The 17,304-nt window shown below is 56.1% G+C and carries 17 protein-coding genes; 5 read left to right on the forward strand and 12 right to left on the reverse strand.

Annotated elements, in window-relative coordinates; translation table 11 throughout:
• Positions 1–41 precede the first annotated feature (41 nt).
• The 5 genes from leuS to GM154_RS01765 all read left to right on the forward strand — a co-directional run bounded on the left by leuS (position 42) and on the right by GM154_RS01765 (position 5,992).
• On the forward strand, positions 42–2,648 hold the full coding sequence (leuS, locus tag GM154_RS01745) for a leucine--tRNA ligase (protein WP_219650751.1): 2,607 nt from the start codon (positions 42–44) through the stop codon (positions 2,646–2,648).
• A 23-nt stretch (positions 2,649–2,671) separates the two neighbouring features.
• Positions 2,672–3,280 (forward strand): LPS assembly lipoprotein LptE, encoded by a 609-nt coding sequence (gene lptE, locus GM154_RS01750; RefSeq protein WP_219650752.1) that lies wholly within the window; start codon positions 2,672–2,674, stop codon positions 3,278–3,280.
• A 36-nt stretch (positions 3,281–3,316) separates the two neighbouring features.
• Positions 3,317–4,375: a DNA polymerase III subunit delta gene (holA, locus tag GM154_RS01755; protein WP_074823486.1), complete on the forward strand. Its 1,059-nt coding sequence runs from the start codon at positions 3,317–3,319 to the stop codon at positions 4,373–4,375.
• Positions 4,376–4,425: 50 nt separating this feature from the next.
• Positions 4,426–4,584, forward strand: coding sequence for an alternative ribosome rescue factor ArfA (gene arfA, locus GM154_RS01760; RefSeq protein WP_074823016.1), 159 nt, complete (start codon positions 4,426–4,428; stop codon positions 4,582–4,584).
• Between the two features lie 88 nt (positions 4,585–4,672).
• Positions 4,673–5,992: a lytic murein transglycosylase gene (locus tag GM154_RS01765; protein WP_019364048.1), complete on the forward strand. Its 1,320-nt coding sequence runs from the start codon at positions 4,673–4,675 to the stop codon at positions 5,990–5,992.
• Between the two features lie 47 nt (positions 5,993–6,039).
• Here GM154_RS01765 and lipA read toward each other — a convergent pair whose 3' ends face one another.
• The 12 genes from lipA to GM154_RS01825 all read right to left on the reverse strand — a co-directional run bounded on the left by lipA (position 6,040) and on the right by GM154_RS01825 (position 17,092).
• Complete coding sequence (lipA, locus tag GM154_RS01770; protein ID WP_085985617.1) at positions 6,040–6,972, reverse strand: lipoyl synthase; 933 nt, start codon at positions 6,970–6,972, stop codon at positions 6,040–6,042.
• Positions 6,973–7,045: 73 nt separating this feature from the next.
• Positions 7,046–7,687, reverse strand: a complete 642-nt coding sequence (lipB, locus tag GM154_RS01775; protein WP_010797101.1) for a lipoyl(octanoyl) transferase LipB — start codon at positions 7,685–7,687, stop codon at positions 7,046–7,048.
• The gene (locus tag GM154_RS01780; protein ID WP_010797100.1) at positions 7,687–7,965 is read right to left on the reverse strand and encodes a DUF493 domain-containing protein; all 279 of its coding nucleotides are present in this window, start codon (positions 7,963–7,965) and stop codon (positions 7,687–7,689) included. The genes lipB and GM154_RS01780 overlap by 1 nt, the downstream gene beginning before the upstream one ends.
• A gap of 59 nt (positions 7,966–8,024) precedes the next feature.
• Positions 8,025–9,185, reverse strand: a complete 1,161-nt coding sequence (locus tag GM154_RS01785; protein WP_010797099.1) for a D-alanyl-D-alanine carboxypeptidase family protein — start codon at positions 9,183–9,185, stop codon at positions 8,025–8,027.
• Between the two features lie 70 nt (positions 9,186–9,255).
• Positions 9,256–10,257, reverse strand: coding sequence for a septal ring lytic transglycosylase RlpA family protein (locus tag GM154_RS01790; RefSeq protein ID WP_010797098.1), 1,002 nt, complete (start codon positions 10,255–10,257; stop codon positions 9,256–9,258).
• Complete coding sequence (gene mltB / locus GM154_RS01795; protein WP_374940295.1) at positions 10,254–11,273, reverse strand: lytic murein transglycosylase B; 1,020 nt, start codon at positions 11,271–11,273, stop codon at positions 10,254–10,256. Before mltB ends, GM154_RS01790 begins: the two co-directional genes overlap by 4 nt.
• Positions 11,274–11,290: 17 nt before the next feature.
• On the reverse strand, positions 11,291–12,394 hold the full coding sequence (gene rodA, locus GM154_RS01800) for a rod shape-determining protein RodA (protein WP_162493721.1): 1,104 nt from the start codon (positions 12,392–12,394) through the stop codon (positions 11,291–11,293).
• A gap of 38 nt (positions 12,395–12,432) precedes the next feature.
• Positions 12,433–14,322 (reverse strand): penicillin-binding protein 2, encoded by a 1,890-nt coding sequence (gene mrdA / locus GM154_RS01805; RefSeq protein ID WP_122043425.1) that lies wholly within the window; start codon positions 14,320–14,322, stop codon positions 12,433–12,435.
• Positions 14,323–14,340: 18 nt separating this feature from the next.
• Positions 14,341–14,808: a 23S rRNA (pseudouridine(1915)-N(3))-methyltransferase RlmH gene (rlmH, locus tag GM154_RS01810; RefSeq protein ID WP_010797094.1), complete on the reverse strand. Its 468-nt coding sequence runs from the start codon at positions 14,806–14,808 to the stop codon at positions 14,341–14,343.
• An 8-nt stretch (positions 14,809–14,816) separates the two neighbouring features.
• Positions 14,817–15,167 carry a ribosome silencing factor gene (gene rsfS / locus GM154_RS01815; RefSeq protein ID WP_010797093.1) on the reverse strand — a complete coding sequence of 117 codons (351 nt, stop codon included), beginning with the start codon at positions 15,165–15,167 and terminating at the stop codon, positions 14,817–14,819.
• Positions 15,168–15,188: 21 nt separating this feature from the next.
• Positions 15,189–15,833 (reverse strand): nicotinate-nucleotide adenylyltransferase, encoded by a 645-nt coding sequence (nadD, locus tag GM154_RS01820; RefSeq protein WP_010797092.1) that lies wholly within the window; start codon positions 15,831–15,833, stop codon positions 15,189–15,191.
• Positions 15,833–17,092, reverse strand: a complete 1,260-nt coding sequence (locus GM154_RS01825; protein ID WP_122043427.1) for a glutamate-5-semialdehyde dehydrogenase — start codon at positions 17,090–17,092, stop codon at positions 15,833–15,835. Before GM154_RS01825 ends, nadD begins: the two co-directional genes overlap by 1 nt.
• Positions 17,093–17,304 lie beyond the last annotated feature (212 nt).

Raw genomic sequence — 17,304 nt, forward strand, 5'->3', positions numbered from 1 at the left:
AACGGCTTATCTAATTGCTTTTCGTAGCCGCAGATCACGCCATGCACGAACATTACCAACCCCGTGAGATAGAAGCCGCCGCCCAATCCTGGTGGGAACAGAACAATGCCTTCTCTGTGACGGAGCAGCCGGGAAAGGAGAAGTACTACTGCTTGTCCATGTTCCCCTACCCAAGCGGCAAGCTGCACATGGGGCACGTCCGCAACTACACCATCGGTGATGTGATTGCCCGCTATCACCGCATGCAGGGCAAGAATGTCCTGCAACCCATGGGTTGGGATGCCTTCGGTATGCCGGCGGAAAACGCCGCGATGAAAAATAACGTCGCCCCTGCCAAGTGGACGTACGAAAACATCGAATACATGAAGAACCAGCTCAAGAGCCTAGGCCTTGCCATCGACTGGTCGCGCGAAGTCACGACGTGCAAGCCCGACTACTATCGCTGGGAGCAGTGGCTGTTCACCCGCCTGTTCGAGAAAGGCATCATCTACCGCAAGAACGGCACCGTAAACTGGGACCCGGTCGACCAGACTGTACTGGCGAACGAGCAGGTCATCGACGGTCGCGGTTGGCGCTCCGGCGCGCTGATCGAGAAACGTGAGATCCCGATGTACTACTTCCGCATTACCGACTATGCGGAAGAACTGCTGGCCTCCCTGGATGACCTCCCCGGCTGGCCCGAGCAGGTCAAGACCATGCAGCGCAACTGGATTGGCAAGTCCCGCGGCATGGAAGTTCAGTTCCCCTATGACCAAGCCTCTATTGGTCATGCGGGTGCACTAAAAGTTTTCACGACTCGCGCTGATACGCTGATGGGTGCTACCTATGTCGCTGTTGCGGCCGAGCATCCATTAGCCACCCAGGCGGCGCAAAACAATCCCGAATTGCAGGCGTTTATTGACGAATGCAAGCGCGGCGGCGTGGCAGAAGCAGACATTGCCACTCAGGAAAAGAAAGGCATGCCGACACCTCTGTTTGTCGAGCATCCACTCACTGGCGAAAAGCTGCCAGTGTGGGTCGCCAACTATGTCCTGATGCATTATGGCGAAGGCGCAGTCATGGCCGTACCAGCACATGATGAACGCGACTTTGAATTCGCAACCAAATACAGCTTGCCGATCAAGCCAGTCGTACGCACCAGTGCAGGTGACGAAACGCCTGCGCCTTGGCAAGCCGCTTATGGTGAGCACGGCACGCTGATCAACTCCGGTGAATACAACGGTCTTGATTTCAGCGCGGCGTTTGAGGCCATCGGCGCAACCTTGAAGAACAAGGGTATGGGTGAAGCTCGTACTCAGTTCCGCCTGCGTGACTGGGGTATCAGCCGCCAGCGCTACTGGGGCTGCCCAATCCCGATCATCCATTGCGATAGTTGTGGCGATGTTCCTGTTCCCGAGGATCAGCTCCCCGTCGTTCTGCCAGAAGACGTAATCCCGGACGGCGCAGGTTCTCCTCTGGCTAAAATGCCCGAGTTCTACGAGTGCACCTGTCCCAAGTGCGGCGCCGCAGCCAAGCGCGAAACCGACACCATGGATACATTTGTCGAGTCATCCTGGTACTTTGCTCGCTATGCCTCCCCCCAGTTCGAAGGTGGCATGGTCGACAAAAATGCGGCCAACTACTGGCTGTCTGCTGATCAGTACATTGGCGGTATCGAGCACGCTATTCTCCACCTGCTCTATGCACGTTTTTTCCACAAGCTGATGCGTGACGAAGGCCTGCTCTCCTCCAACGAGCCCTTCAAGAATCTGCTGACCCAGGGCATGGTGATCGCTGAAACCTATTACCGCATGAATGAAAAAGGCGGTAAGGACTGGTTCAATCCGGCTGATGTAGAAGTCGAACGTGATGCCAAGGCCAAAGTTATCGGTGCCAGGCTGAAGTCGGACGGCCTGCCGGTAGAAATTGGCGGCACTGAGAAGATGTCCAAGTCCAAGAATAACGGAGTAGACCCGCAGGCCATGATTGATCAGTACGGTGCTGATACGTGCCGTCTATTCATGATGTTTGCTTCTCCGCCAGACATGAGTCTTGAATGGTCTGACTCTGGCGTAGAGGGCGGCAGTCGCTTCCTGCGCCGTGTATGGCGTCTAGCCCAAGCTCACGTCAGCCAGGGGCTTCCCACTGCACTGGATGTGGCGACCCTGACCAACGAGCAGAAGGACGTCCGTCGCGCCATTCACCTTGCGATCAAACAGGCCAGCCAGGACATTGGTCAGAATCACAAGTTTAATACAGCCATCGCAGCGGTCATGACCCTGATGAACGTACTGGAAAAGGCACCTCAGGCCAGCGATCAGGATCGTGCCTTGATGCAGGAAGGCTTGGAAGCCGTAGCATTGCTGCTGGCGCCTATTACGCCACATATCTGTCATGCCTTGTGGGCTGAGTTAGGCCATACCGATGCGGTTATCGACGCCCGCTGGCCAAGCGTAGATGAAAGCGCTCTGGTACAGGACACTCTGCAGATCGTAATTCAGGTCAACGGCAAGCTGCGCGGCCACATAGAGGTTGCGGCCCAAGCCAGTCGTGAAGACATCGAGGCTGCTGCCCGTACGAACGAAAATGTTCTGCGCTTTACCGAGGGACTGACAATTCGCAAAGTGATTGTTGTTCCTGGCAAGCTGGTCAATATCGTCGCCAATTGAGGCTGAACGGAGTGAAAAAGATCATGATGAAACGGAGCTTTCCCTGCCTTGCGGCGATTGGAATGACCGTGTTGTTAAGTGCTTGTGGTTTTCAGCTGCGAGGTACAGGCGACACCGAACTGTCGCTGCGTGAGCTGAGTCTTTCCGCCCGTGACAGCTACGGCGAAACGGTCAAGCAGGTAAGAACCATGCTTGAAAGCAATCATGTAAACGTCAACCCGGGCGCGACCTATACGTTGTACCTGGCAGGTGAGCAGCAGACGCAACGCACTGCGAGCTATACCGCGGGCGCACGTAGTGCTGAAATCGAGCTGACGACCAAGCTGCCCTATGAAATTCGTGGCCGCAACGATGCCGTGCTGCTGCATGATGACCTGGAAACGCAGCGTTACTACGTGACGGATGAAAATAACATCATCGGCTCCGAGCAACAGGCTCAGCAGCTGCGTCGGGAAATGCGTGCAGAACTGGTCCGCCAGCTGGCTTCGCGCCTGCAGACCATTACGCCCCAGCGGCTCGACAAGTTGCAAAGCGAGGCTGATGCACGAGCGCGTGCCGAGGCCGAGGCCGCACGCGCAGCGCAGCAGAACATGTCGCCACAACAATCTCCGATCGAAATACCCACCCGCTAACGACTACGGGGCCTTATGGCCCCGTATTTTTATCCTATGAAACTGAACCCTGCTCAACTCGCCAAGCACCTGCAAGGACAGCTGGCGCCAATTTATATAGTCAGCGGCGACGAGCCCCTGCTTTGCCAGGAGGCAACCGATGCCATTCGAGCCTCGGCGAAAAGCCAGGGGTTTGATGAACGTCAGGTGTTCAACGTAGAAAATAACTTTGACTGGAGCCTGCTTTACGAAGCAGGGGCAAGCCTGTCTCTGTTTGCCCAGAAGCGTCTGATCGAATTACGCATTCCAAACGGCAAGCCTGGTGATAAAGGTGCCGAAGCGCTACTACGCTATCTATCGCGCCCTGCTGAAGATACATTGCTGCTCATCAGCCTGCCCAAGCTGGATGGCAGTGCCCAAAAGACCAAATGGGCCAAGGCCCTGATTGAACATGCTGACGTTCAGTTCATTCAGATCTGGCCCATCGATGTTCATCAACTGCCTCAATGGATCCGCCAACGCCTTTCCCAGGCAGGTCTGGCCGCCTCGCAGGAAGCGGTCGAACTGATTGCCGTCCGGGTAGAAGGCAACCTGCTTGCAGCCGCCCAGGAAATTGAAAAACTCAAGCTCTTGGCCGAAGGCAACCAAATTGATGTCGCCACTGTACAGGCAAGCGTTGGTGATAGTGCCCGCTTCGACGTTTTTGGCCTCATTGATGCGGTTCTAGCAGGGGAGGCCAATCACGCGTTACGTATTCTGGAGGGCCTTCGCGGCGAGGGTGTCGAGCCGCCAGTGATCCTGTGGGCACTGGCCCGAGAGCTGCGGCAACTGGCCAACCTTGCGCAACAGCAGGAACAGGGTATACCACTTGACCGCGCGTTTGCGCAGGCAAAGCCCCCGGTCTGGGAGAAAAGACGTCCACTCATAAGCCGCGCCCTGCAACGACACTCCACGGCCAAACTGAGTCGCCTATTGCTGGATGCCCAGCTTGTGGATGCGCAGATCAAGGGCCAGGCCCCGGGTGATACTTGGACAACCCTGCGCCAGTTGACCTTGCTGTTGGCGGGTCAACGCTTCTCCTTGCCTTCTGCCGCTCTGGATACATTCTCACGATAATCGTAAGATGCCGGTCTTCGCGCAACCGCGCATTCAGACCGAGTACTCTCATGACTAAAAAACAGCGAAGGCCCAACAAGGCCAAATCCACCATTGCCCAGCCCCTGTTTCGCTGTCGACAGGAAAAGCCCAAGAAAGGCAAAGGTAGTTATCGCCGTGAAGCCTTCCCAACTGATGATGGGAAGGCTTTTTTATTGGTAGCCGCATAATTCCATCCGTACTCCCTTCTCCAAACGAAGACGCCTCGATTCAGGCATGTTATGGTGACGAGTCTGTTGACGCACCCGGTGGAGATTCATGCAACACGGGAAAAAACGCAGGCTGAAACACGGCAGCCTTATCGCAGGCACTCTGGCGACATTGATCACAGGGGTCATTGCTGCCTGTGCACAAACACAGACGCAGAGCGAAACGGCCACGCCAGCCGCTACGAACGCACCTACCTCTGCCTCACAAAGCCGCTCCGCCAATACGACGCCTGAGCCTGCTCCTCAGGAAAGCTTCGAGCAATGGCGAGACCGCTTCCGGCAGGACGCTCAAGCGGCCGGTATTACTACCGCAACCTTCAATCAGGCTTTCGCAGGCGTGACTCCTGACGATGCCGTGATTACAGCGGACCGCAGCCAACCCGAATTTACCCGTCCTGTGTGGGAATACCTGTCGTCTGCAGTTTCCCAGCAGCGCATTGCAAACGGCCAGAAGCTACTAACCCAATATTCGAGCCTTCTGGCGCAACTCGAGGCACGTTACGGCATCGAGCCAGAACGTCTTGTGGCCTTCTGGGGTATCGAAAGCAACTATGGCAACAACATGGGCACCAAGAGCGTTATTCGTTCTTTGGCAACCCTGGCTTATGAGGGACGGCGCCCCGCCTTCGCGCAGGCGCAACTGCTGGCCGCACTGACCATCATCCAAAATGGCGATATTACGCCTGAGCGCATGATTGGCTCCTGGGCGGGTGCCATGGGTCAAACGCAGTTCATTCCAACGACCTACAATGAACATGCCGTCGACTTTGATGGTGACGGTCGTCGGGATATCTGGGGCTCCAATGCTGATGCATTGGCCTCAACGGCCAACTATCTGAAAGCCTCCGGTTGGCAGGACGGAAAGCCATGGGGTTTTGAAGTTCGCCTGCCGCAGGGCTTCGATTATGCTCAAGCAGACATGGACATCCGTAAGCCCTTGTCAGATTGGCAGGCCATGGGTGTTCAAGGCGCAACGACGCCCCTCTCCCCTGCGTACTCCATGGAGCAGGCTTCTCTACTGCTTCCAGCGGGACATCGAGGGCCAGCCTTTTTGGTCTTCAACAATTTCCGGACCATTCTTCGATATAACAACTCATCATCCTATGCGCTAGCCGTGGGACTTCTATCGGATAGCTATAAGGGCGCCGGGAAAGTCAGCGCAGCTTGGCCGCTTGAGGACGTTCCACTCAGCCGCAGCGAGCGAGTCGAACTTCAGCAGCGCCTGGCAGACCGAGGTTTTACGCCTGGTGCTGCTGACGGCATCATAGGTGCCAATACCCGCAAAGCCATACGAGCGTTCCAGCAGACACTTGGCTGGCCAGCAGACGGCTACCCTACCCCATCCCTGCTGGCTCGTTTACGTTCCTGACAGGCAATAAAAAAGGCGCTTAAAGCGCCTTTTTTATTGCCGTTCGATCAGGAGATCTTGCTGCCATGAGCTTGCTGGTCGGCATGATAGGAGGAGCGAACCAGCGGGCCGGATGCCACATTCTTGAAGCCCATCTTTTCGCCTTCCTCGGCAAACCAGGCGAAGGTATCCGGATGAACAAAGCGCTGTACCGGCAAGTGATTACGAGAAGGCTGTAAATACTGGCCCAGGGTCAGCATGTCGATGTCATGCTCGCGCATGCGCTTCATGACTTCAATGACCTCATCATCTGTCTCGCCAAGCCCCAGCATCAGGCCTGATTTGGTGGGGACGTGTGGTACACGCTGCTTGAACTTCTGCAGCAGGTCCAGCGACCACTCGAAATCGGAGCCCGGACGAGATGACTTGTACAGGCGCGGCACCGTTTCCAGGTTGTGGTTGAAGACATCCGGCGGCTCGGTAGCGGTGATATCCAGCGCGATATCCATACGGCCACGGTAGTCAGGTACCAATGTTTCCAGCTGGATGCCGGGAGACAGCTGGCGGATCTCCCGCAGACAGTCGGCAAAATGCTGAGCGCCGCCGTCTCGCAGGTCATCACGATCTACCGATGTAATGACGACATACTTCAGACGAAGGTCGGCAATCGCGACAGCCAGATTTCGTGGCTCATCGACATCCAGAGGCTTCGGACGGCCATGCCCCACGTCACAAAAGGGGCAACGACGTGTACAGATGTCGCCCATGATCATGAATGTGGCTGTACCGCCAGAAAAGCATTCACCCAGGTTGGGGCAAGAGGCCTCTTCACAGACGCTATGCAGCTTATGCTTGCGAAGCAGCTGCTTGATGCGCTCCACTTCTGGCGTCACTGGAATTCGTACGCGAATCCAGTCAGGTTTACGTGGCAGCTCTTCGGTCGGAATGATTTTGACCGGGATGCGGGCAACCTTTTCTGCACCACGCAGTTTGACGCCCATTTCAACCTTCTTGCGCGCAGGCGCTTCAGCGATGGGCGTCTCGACGTTCACACTGTCTTGCACTGTTGTCATGTCAGCTCTTTTCCAGGGTGATCTGGTCAGCATAGCCAAGCTGTGACACGAGCTGCTCACGCAGCCGCTGGGTCACCTCGGCAAATTCGATCGGCCCGGCATGATCGCGTAGCTGGGTCATGGCCAGGCCGGCATAACCGCAGGGGTTGATTCGACGGAACGGCGCCAAGTCCATGTCGACATTCAAGGCCAGACCATGGAAGGAGCGTCCGTTACGGATACGCAAGCCAAGGGATGCGATCTTTGCACCCTTAACATAAACACCAGGGGCATCAGGCTTTGCATACGACTCGACCCCGTAGCTGGCCAGCACGCCAACCAGGCTTTGCTCGATTCGGGATACAAGCTCACGAACCCCCAACCCTAATCGCCTGACATCCAGAAGCAGATAGGCAATCAGTTGTCCCGGCCCATGGTACGTTACTTGGCCGCCTCTATCGACCTGTATGACAGGAATTTCACCGGCATTGAGCAGATGCTCGGCCTTGCCTGCCTGTCCCTGGGTGAATACGGCGGGATGCTGTAGCAACCAGACCTCGTCCAGCGCCGAAGGATTGCGCTCGTCAGTAAAACGCCGCATGGCCTGCCAGGTCGGCTCATAGGAGACCAGGCCCAGCTCTCGGAAGCCGAGCGTCTTATCCATTACAGCACCATATGGACGCGGCCGGTGGTGCGCAGGTCCGAATGGATCGATTGCAACTGCTCGACACCGGTAGCACGGATCAGGACCTGTACTGACAGAAAGCGGCCGTTACGGCTATCACGCGTTACCAGCGTCGTAACGTCCAGATCTGGTGCGTGGCGCTGAATGATTTCAACTACCAGATCAGTAAAACCGTCTCCGGCATCACCGATCACCTTGATCGGATAGTTATCGCAAGGAAATTCAATTTTTGGAGCTTGAGTGTCGGTATCAGTCATGGCATTCGCGGGTCTGGGGCCCGAAGGTAGAGACGCCCGCTAAAGCGGGCGTCTTGAGATCAGTTGAACAGTCCGTAGAAGAATAGACGAATGCTATCCCACAACTTACGGAAGAAACCACCTTCTTCGACCGGCTGCAAGGCTACCAGGTCAGCAGTGTGCATGACCTTGTCATCCAGCTTCACTTCCACCTTGCCGATAGGCTGACCTTTGGCAATCGGTGCAGTGATCTGTGGGTTCATAACAATTTCAGCTTTCAGCTTTTTCAGCTGACCGCGGGGCAGCGTCATGGTCAGGTCGTCTGCCAGACCCGCTGAAACCTCATGCTCGGTGCCTTTCCAGACCGGCGCACGCGCAAGCTCTACACCCTTCTTGTAGAAGGACTGGGTTTCGAAGAAGCGGAAACCATAGGTTAGAAGCTTCTGGGTTTCGGCTGCACGGGCCTGCTCACTGTTCGTACCGAATACCACCGCGATCAAGCGCATACCGTCACGGACAGCAGAGGCGGCCAGGCAATAGCCTGCTTCATCAGTGTGGCCGGTCTTCAGACCGTCAACGGTCTTGTCACGCCATAGCAGCAGATTGCGGTTAGGCTGCTTGATGTTATTCCAGAAGAACTCCTTCTGGGAGTAAATGGCATAGTGAGTCGGCTCTTCATAGATGATTGCACGAGACAGTTTGGCAATGTCATGGGCAGAAGAGTAATGGTCCGGGTTAGGCAGACCCGTAGCATTCATGTAATGGGTATTGCTCATTCCCAGGCGCTGCGCCGTGGTGTTCATCATGTCGGCGAACGCGTCTTCACTGCCAGCAATATGCTCAGACATGGCCACGCTCGCGTCGTTGCCTGACTGGATAATGATGCCGTGGAGCAAATCGCTAACCGAAACCTGATTGCCCACCTGAATGAACATCCGGGAACCACCGGTACGCCAGGCATGCTCGCTCACATTGACCATATCGCTTTCCTTGATACGGCCACGCTGGATCTCCAAGGTCGCGATGTAGGCAGTCATCAACTTGGTCAGACTGGCTGGAGGCAGGCGCTGGTCGGAATTATATTCCGTGATGATCTGGCCACTGCTCGCATCCATGAGAACCCAGGACTTGGCAGCAAGCTGCGGGGGCGAAGGAATCATCGGCTCGGCCGCCCAGGCGGCTGGCGCAGCGATGAGCAGAACGAGCAAAAAGACGCGTTGAGCTAAGGTGGTGATGTTCATCCGACTCTCTAATGGTTAAGCAGACTAATTAAACAAGCCCAGAGGGCATATACACAGAGCGTCCTTGCTCCTAATCCGGACGTACCAGCGAGGCTTGCCCCAGATTGGCAAGACGCACGGTATTTTGCAGCTGACTGGCCTCACCCTGCGTGCCGATCGGCCCGAGTCTCACGCGGTGCAGAGTCTGCTGGTTGCGCACGACCGAGCTGATAAAGACCGGGGCAGCTGTCAGCTCGCTGAGTTTGTCCTTCAGGAGCTCCGCAGCGTCCGGGTTGGCGAAGGCGCCCACCTGGAGATACAGCCCACCGGCTTGTGCAGAAGCGTTTTTTTTTGAGTCGATCTCAAGCGGCACAACCGGCGCGGCATGCTGTTGCGGAGGCGGATTATAGGTTTCAACCGTAGCCACTGTCTGTGGTTTTACAGGTGTCGGAGCGGCAGGCGCACGTTGCGGCTGCGCCAGCACCATTGGCATCGGGCGGCCTTGCTGAGCCCACCATTGTGCCGGATCGATACCCTCGACACGCACATGGGCCGTTCCTGTCTCGGCATAACCAAGCTTCTTGGCAGCCGCAAAAGACAGGTCAATCACACGATCTGAATAGAACGGACCACGATCATTGACCCGAACGATAACGCTTTTGCCATTATCCAGGTTGGTTACACGAACGTAGCTGGGTAGCGGCAGGGTCTTGTGAGCGGCAGTCATTCCATAGAGGTCATAGGTCTCGCCGTTCGCCGTGGCCTGACCATGAAACTTGGTGCCATACCAGGAGGCAGTCCCGGTGACACGATAGCTCGTAGCATCGTTCAGCGGGAAATAGGTCTTGCCCAGCACCGTGTAGGGGTTGTTCTTGATAGGCCCGTAGTTGGGCATCGGAACGGCATCAGGAATACGTGAAACATCCACATCCCACCAAGGAGCACCGTCCTTATGCGGGCGTGAGTAACTACCAGCACTTGCATTGGCCCCATAGGTGGTCGGACTTTTTGGGGATGGGCTTGAGCAACTTGCCACTAGCCCTGCCAGGGCAAGACAGGTTGCGGCGGTCAAACCGCGATTAAAATAACTCATTGCGACGCCCCATGCGTATGACGCTCAGCAATAGCCTCCGCCAGCTGATTTACAGCCATGGCATACATGACGCTACGGTTGTAGCGTGTGATTGCATAGAAATTGGGCAGTCCCATCCAGTATTCAGGACCTGCCTCACCGTCCAGCCGGAATGAGGTGACACGCAGGTCATCCCTTAACGGCTCGGATGGATTCCAGCCCAGCGCACGCAACTCTGCCACGCTTTTAACCGGTTCGATACCCTGAATGACACCCTGTTCCACTTTATCGCCACGTACCTGAGCGCGCACCGCCACGTTGCCACCCGCAGTCCAGCCGTGGCGTTTGAAATAGCTGGCGACGCTGCCAATGGCGTCGGCCTTGTCGTTCCAGATATCGATATGGCCACTATTATCGAAATCTACAGCGTAGGCACGGAAACTGCCTGGCATGAACTGCGGAAGGCCCATGGCACCGGCATAGGAGCCGGTCAAGCTGAGCGGATCGAACTGTTGCTCACGACTCAAAAGCAGGAATTCACGCAGCTGATCTCTGAAGAATGGCGCTCGCTGAGGGTAATCAAAGGCCAGCGTCGACAGCGCATCCAGCACCCGGTAGTTGCCCTTGTTTCGACCATAGAAGGTTTCGACGCCAATGATGGCAACGATGAATTGAGGCGGAACGCCATATTCCCGCTCAGCCTTCGCCAGCGACTCGGCATTTTCGTTCCAGAACGTGACGCCCTGATCGATGCGCTTGTCGGTTACGAAAATAGGGCGGTACTCGCTCCAAGGCTTTACTCGCTCCGCAGGACGAGAAATGGCGTCGAGAATACTCTGCTTGCGCTCGACTTCACCGAACAGCTCCTTTAGCTGCTGTCCGGCAAAGCCATAGTTGCGCGTCATCTCGTTGATGAAGCTGGCAACCTGAGGCGAATCATCATAGTCGCCGGCCGTTGCGGCGCCCGTAATCCCTATCGCTCCCAGCAGACCGAAGCACTGAAGGCAGCGGCCCATCCATCCAAACGGTGTCAGCATTGCGTCCTTCACTTAAATCACGATTGGGCGATCCACTTCCGATGTGTGTGGATCGCCATCAAAACTCCAAAACCGCACAGCAACGTCACAACGGACGTACCGCCATAGCTGATAAACGGTAACGGCACCCCAACCACGGGCAGCAAACCGCTGACCATGCCAATATTGATGAAGACATAAACGAAAAATGTCATCGTCACGCTACCAGCCAATAGCTTGCCAAACAATGTTTGCGCCTGGATGGTAATCGTCAGCCCTCGCCCTATCAGCAGCAGATACAAGCACAGCAGCAGACATACGCCGACCATGCCGAACTCTTCTCCGAGGACGGCAATGATAAAGTCCGTATGGCTTTCGGGCAAAAAATCCAGATGAGATTGCGTTCCCAGAAGCCAACCTTTGCCAAATACGCCACCTGATCCAATGGCCGCTTTCGACTGAATGATGTTCCATCCAGACCCTAGGGGGTCCATTTCAGGATCCAGAAACGTTAGTACTCGCCGCTTCTGATAATCGTGCATGACGAAAAACCACATGGCTACCGCAACCGGTGCCGCCGCCGCCACTGCACCGATAAGCCAGCGCCACTGCATACCTCCGACGAACAGGACGAAGCCACCCGAAGCGAGAATGAGCATGGCGGTCCCAAGGTCCGGTTGATCAAGGATCAACACAAAGGGGATGCCGATTGTGATCAGGCTGACAACAATATGCTTGAAGCTGGGGGGAAGGCTGCGCTTGGACAGATACCAGGCCACCATCATGGGCATGAGCAGCTTCATGAATTCGGATGGCTGAAAACGGATGACTCCCGGAATATTGATCCAGCGGGTAGCCCCCATGGCGTTATGACCCATGACATCCACGACCACCAGCAGTGCCACCCCAATGAGATAACCCAACGGCACCCAGCGAGCCATGAAGCGGGGCTCGAATTGTGCAATCACGATCATGGCCACCAGACCCAGCCCGAACGATGTGCCCTGTTTGATCACCAAGTCCCAGCTTTTACCGCTTGCTGAGTAGAGTACAAACAGGCCGACAGCCCCGAGCATGAGCAATATCAACAGCAATGGGCCATCAATGTGCATCCGCTGCAGCAGGGTGGAGCGGCGGCGCATGACGTCGCCTTCGGGTATCGTCCGGTCGAAGTTAGTGTTCATGGCTTGGTTGACTCCGCAACAACCGGTCTGGCGTATTCAGCCTTGAGCTTACCGTTTTCATCCAGCAGCCAGGCATCAGCCACTTCCTTAAGTACGGGAGCAGCAATCCCGCTGCCCGATTCTCCGTTTTCAACCATGACGGAGATGGCTATCTGTGGGTTGTCAGCTGGCGCAAATCCTACGAACAGCGCATGGTCACGGTGGCGTTCCTTGAGCGCGGCGGAATTGTAACGCTCGTTCTGGCGAATCGCGACCACCTGTGCAGTACCGCTCTTGCCTGCAATTCTGTAAGCGGCAGTAGCGCCCATCTTGTGCGCTGTACCACGTGCGGCATGAACTACCGCCTCCATGCCCTGAGTGACGCGCTCCCAGTTCGCAGGGTCCTTGAGCAGGATATCCGGCATCGGGTTTGGATCAACGGGCTTTTGATTTTCAATGGTTTTGGCCAAATGCGGGCGAATCCACTTACCGTGGGTGGCAATGAGGCTGGTGACCTGAGCCAATTGCAAAGGCGTTGTCTGCATATAGCCCTGGCCAATTCCCAGGATCAGTGTCTCACCGGGGAACCACACCTGACGGCGCGTGACACGTTTCCACTCCCGAGAGGGCATCAGGCCCGAGGCCTCCTCGAACATATCCAGCGAGACCCGCTGCCCAACGCCAAAACGGCTCAGGTAATCATGCAGCCGATCTATGCCGATCTTGTGGGCAAGATCATAGAAATAAGTGTCATTGGAACGCATGATGGCGGTTTCGAGATCCACCCATCCATCACCACTGTGGTTCCAGTTGCGATATTTGTGATCGTAATTGGGCAGCTGGTAATAGCCCGGGTCAAATACCCGGGTACTGGGTGTCACCACACCGGCATCCAACCCAGACAGTGCTACAGCAGGCTTGATGGTGGAGCCTGGCGGATATAAACCGCGCAAGACGCGGTTATACAGTGGCCGGTCAATGGAGTCACGAAGCTCTGCATAGTCCTTGAAACTGATGCCGGCCACGAACAGATTGGGGTCATAGCTGGGCTGACTGACCATGGCCAGCACTTCCCCAGTACGTGGCTGGATAGCGACTATGGCTCCACGTCGTCCTCCCAGAGCCTTCTCCGCAGCGGCCTGCAGGTTGGCATCCAGCGTCAGAACGATATCCTTTCCAGGCTTTGGATCGGTACGATTCAGAACACGCAGCACGCGCCCCCGCGCATTGGTTTCGACTTCTTCATACCCTACTTGTCCATGAAGCTCGCTTTCATAGAACCGTTCGATGCCGGTCTTGCCGATATGGTGGGTACCGCTGTAGTTGACCGGATCCAGCTTTTTCAGCTCTTGCTCGTTGATACGGCCGACATATCCAACCGAATGCGCAAAGTGCTCACCCAGAGGATAATGCCGTACCAATTGGGCAGCGACATCGACGCCCGGCAATCTGAACTGGTTGACTGCAATACGGGCAATCTGGTCTTCAGTCAGCTCAAACAGGATGGGAACCGGCTCGAAAGGCCGCCGCCCCTGCTTCATTCGCTTTTCGAAAAGCTCCTTGTCCTCGGGTTGCAGCCCCAGCACCTCAACAACCGTGTCGAGGGTCTTCTTCCAGTCACCTGCCCGCTCCCGTGTCACGGTCAGGCTAAAGCTGGGTCTGTTATCCGCCAGAATGACCCCGTTTCGGTCATAGATCAGCCCCCGCGTCGGCGGAATCGGCTGAACATGCACGCGGTTGTTTTCAGAAAGCGTAGAGTGATAGTCGTACTGCATAACCTGCAGGTAGTACATACGCGCTACCAGCAGGCACGACAAAAACGCAATCACGGCCATGCCGATGAACACGCGCGAACGGACCTGGCGAGCGTCTTTTTCGTGGTCCTTGAGACGAATCGGTTGCGGCATCGACGAGTGGAAACGAGATTACTTGTGGTAAGGGTGCCCAGCCAAAAGCGTCCAGGCTCGATAAATCTGCTCGCCGACCAGAATACGTACAAGCGGGTGAGGCAAGGTCAAGGGTGACAATGACCAACGCTGCTCACTGCGCGCCATGACCTCCGGCGCGAGCCCTTCCGGGCCACCGACCATGAGATTGACGTTACGGGCATCAAGTCGCCAGCGGGAAAGTGTTTCGGCCAGTTGCTCCGTGCTCCACGGTCGACCGCCCACCTCCAGCGTTACTATACGCTCTCCAGGCTGAACCTTTGCCAACATGGCTTCACCTTCCTGACGGATAAGTCTGGCCACATCAGCATTCTTGCCTCGGGTATTAAGTGGAATTTCCACCAGCTCCAGAGGCAGTTCAGGCGGGAGACGTTTGACGTACTCTTGCCAGCCTTCTTCGACCCAACGCGGCATGCGCGAGCCGACAGCAATCAATCGCACACGCACGATATCACTTACTCGCCATGGGCTGCGCGACTTTGCTCTGCACCGCGCCAGAGGCGCTCCAGATCATAAAATTCACGGGTAGCCGGCAACATGACGTGCACCACAACGTCACCCAAATCCAGCAGTGCCCATTCACCTGCTTCCAACCCTTCACTACCCAAGGGCTGGACGCCGTTCTTCTTGACCTTTTCCACAACGTTATCCGCCAGTGATTTCACATGACGGCTCGAGGTGCCGCTGGCAATAACCATGACATCTGTGACGCTGGTCTTGTCGCGCACATCCAGCACGGTAATGTCTTGGGCTTTCATGTCTTCCAGCGCGTCAACCGCGAGCTGAACGAGTTGTTCACTTTGCATAACTACGTATAAACCTCATATTCAAGTCGTAGCACGGTACAGGCCGTGCGTTTCGATATAGTTCATTACCGCGTCTGGCACGAGGAAACGTACCGACTTTCCTGCAGCAAGCAGGCCCCGTATTTGAGTGGCAGATACCGCCAGGGGCGTCTGCCAGATGTAGGTGATCTGCCCCGCTGGACCAGAAAGCGCCTGCGGGTCGGACTGCGTACGCGCAGCGATCAGATCACAGAGTGCCTGGGGTGGCTCGCTGTCCGCATCGGGACGCTGCAGGACCAGAATGTGGCAATGATCCAGGAGTTCAGTCCATCGATGCCATCCTGGCAATCCACAGAAGGCGTCCCAGCCCAACATCAGTAAAAGCTGTACATGTGGCCCCATATCCCGGCGCAGCGCTTCAAGCGTTTCGATCGTATAGGAGGGGCGTTCACGTCGAAACTCAATATCATCCACACGCAAATACTCGACACCTTCAACGGCCAACCTGACCATTTCTAACCGCTGCTGAGCCGAAACCTGCGGAGCGTTACGATGAGGTGGACGCGCCCCGGGAATCAGCCGCAACTCATCAAGCCCGAGCTGTTCGGCCACTTCCAGCGCACTGCGCAAATGGCCGATGTGAATCGGATCGAAAGTGCCGCCGAACAATCCGATACGTGTGACCATCAAGAACGAACTTGCCCGTCACCAAGGACGATATACTTTTCGCTGGTAAGACCTTCCAGCCCTACCGGTCCGCGGGCATGCAGCTTGTCGGTCGAAATTCCGATTTCTGCGCCGAGTCCATATTCAAACCCGTCGGCAAAGCATGTGGGCGCATTGACCATCACGGAACTTGAATCCACTTCCGCCAGGAACTGCCGCGAACGACCCAAGTGCTCCGTTACAATGGCATCGGTGTGATGCGAGCCATAATGGTTAATATGTGTAATAGCCTCTTCGATGTCGGCCACTACCTTGATTGACAGCACAGGAGCCAGATATTCAGTACTCCAGTCCGCATCATGGGCAGGAACGGCATCGATGATATCACGCGTGCGCTCACATCCCCTGAGTTCCACCCCCTTTTCCCGCAACGAGGCAGCCATGTTCGGCAAAAAGGCATTGGCAACTGCGGCTTGCACCAGAAGAGTTTCCATCGCCCCGCAGATACCATAGCGATAGCACTTGGCATTGAGTGCAATGCGATGCGCCTTTTCCAGATCGGCATGCTCGTCCACATAAACATGGCAGATACCATCCAGGTGCTTGATCACAGGCACCCGAGCATCCTGACTGATTCGCTCGATCAGCCCTTTACCGCCCCGGGGAACGATCACATCTACATATTCGGGCATGGTGATCAGGGCACCAACCGCAGCACGATCCGTTGTTTCGACAACCTGAACCGCTGCTGCCGGCAGTCCTGCCGAAGCAAGCCCTTCCTGGATGCACAGCGCAATGGCCCGATTGGAGTGAATGGCTTCGGAGCCACCTCGCAGAATTGTGGCATTACCGGACTTCAGACACAGGCTGGCCGCATCGATGGTCACATTGGGACGTGACTCGTAAATGATGCCAATGACACCCAACGGGACACGCATCTTACCGATCTGGATACCTGAAGGGCGATAGCTCATATCACGGATAGCACCCACAGGATCCGGCAAGGCGGCGACCTGACGTAATCCAGCGATCATGCCATCGATACGCGCTGGGGTCAGCGCCAGACGATCCAGCAGTGCTGAGTCGAGTCCTGCTACGCGACCTGCAGCCAGATCTCTCTCATTGGCCTCAACCAGTAACGGTCGCGCACGATCCAGCGCATCTGCAACAGATAGAAGCGCATTGTTCTTCTGTGCAGTCGAAGCTCTGGCCAAAAGGCGCGAAGCTTCACGGGCCGCACGGCCCAAGCGGGTCATATAGTCGTGCACGGACTCGGTCATGGCAAAAATGAGTTTGGCTGAAAATTAAACAATTATACCGGGGTAAACCCAAGACGGACAGTCATGACATGCAGCCGTCATAGATTGAAAAGCTTTAACGCTTCAGCCCTGGACCCGAAACGGAAGCGCCTGGGTATTATCGAGACGGCGAACCGGTTCCTATTCCACATAACGCCTACTGAACCGCTCATCGCCAGATTAGTCGAAAACGC

It is taken from the genome of Pseudomonas sp. MAG002Y, from assembly GCF_019400845.1.
Lineage (GTDB): Bacteria > Pseudomonadota > Gammaproteobacteria > Pseudomonadales > Pseudomonadaceae > Chryseomonas > Chryseomonas luteola.

Bases quoted from the DNA above. Each gene is read 5' to 3' on its own strand.
- GM154_RS01790 (WP_010797098.1), bottom strand. From the start codon at position 10,257: ATGAGTTATTTTAATCGCGGTTTGACCGCCGCAACCTGTCTTGCCCTG.
- GM154_RS01825 (WP_122043427.1), bottom strand. From the start codon at position 17,092: ATGACCGAGTCCGTGCACGACTATATGACCCGCTTGGGCCGTGCGGCC.
- lipB (WP_010797101.1), bottom strand. From the start codon at position 7,687: ATGGATAAGACGCTCGGCTTCCGAGAGCTGGGCCTGGTCTCCTATGAG.
- GM154_RS01780 (WP_010797100.1), bottom strand. From the start codon at position 7,965: ATGACTGATACCGACACTCAAGCTCCAAAAATTGAATTTCCTTGCGAT.
- mltB (WP_374940295.1), bottom strand. From the start codon at position 11,273: ATGCTGACACCGTTTGGATGGATGGGCCGCTGCCTTCAGTGCTTCGGT.
- mrdA (WP_122043425.1), bottom strand. From the start codon at position 14,322: ATGCCGCAACCGATTCGTCTCAAGGACCACGAAAAAGACGCTCGCCAG.
- rodA (WP_162493721.1), bottom strand. From the start codon at position 12,394: ATGCGCCGCCGCTCCACCCTGCTGCAGCGGATGCACATTGATGGCCCA.
- arfA (WP_074823016.1), top strand. From the start codon at position 4,426: ATGACTAAAAAACAGCGAAGGCCCAACAAGGCCAAATCCACCATTGCC.
- GM154_RS01765 (WP_019364048.1), top strand. From the start codon at position 4,673: ATGCAACACGGGAAAAAACGCAGGCTGAAACACGGCAGCCTTATCGCA.
- holA (WP_074823486.1), top strand. From the start codon at position 3,317: ATGAAACTGAACCCTGCTCAACTCGCCAAGCACCTGCAAGGACAGCTG.
- nadD (WP_010797092.1), bottom strand. From the start codon at position 15,833: ATGGTCACACGTATCGGATTGTTCGGCGGCACTTTCGATCCGATTCAC.
- leuS (WP_219650751.1), top strand. From the start codon at position 42: ATGCACGAACATTACCAACCCCGTGAGATAGAAGCCGCCGCCCAATCC.
- GM154_RS01785 (WP_010797099.1), bottom strand. From the start codon at position 9,185: ATGAACATCACCACCTTAGCTCAACGCGTCTTTTTGCTCGTTCTGCTC.
- lipA (WP_085985617.1), bottom strand. From the start codon at position 6,972: ATGGGCGTCAAACTGCGTGGTGCAGAAAAGGTTGCCCGCATCCCGGTC.
- rsfS (WP_010797093.1), bottom strand. From the start codon at position 15,167: ATGCAAAGTGAACAACTCGTTCAGCTCGCGGTTGACGCGCTGGAAGAC.
- lptE (WP_219650752.1), top strand. From the start codon at position 2,672: ATGATGAAACGGAGCTTTCCCTGCCTTGCGGCGATTGGAATGACCGTG.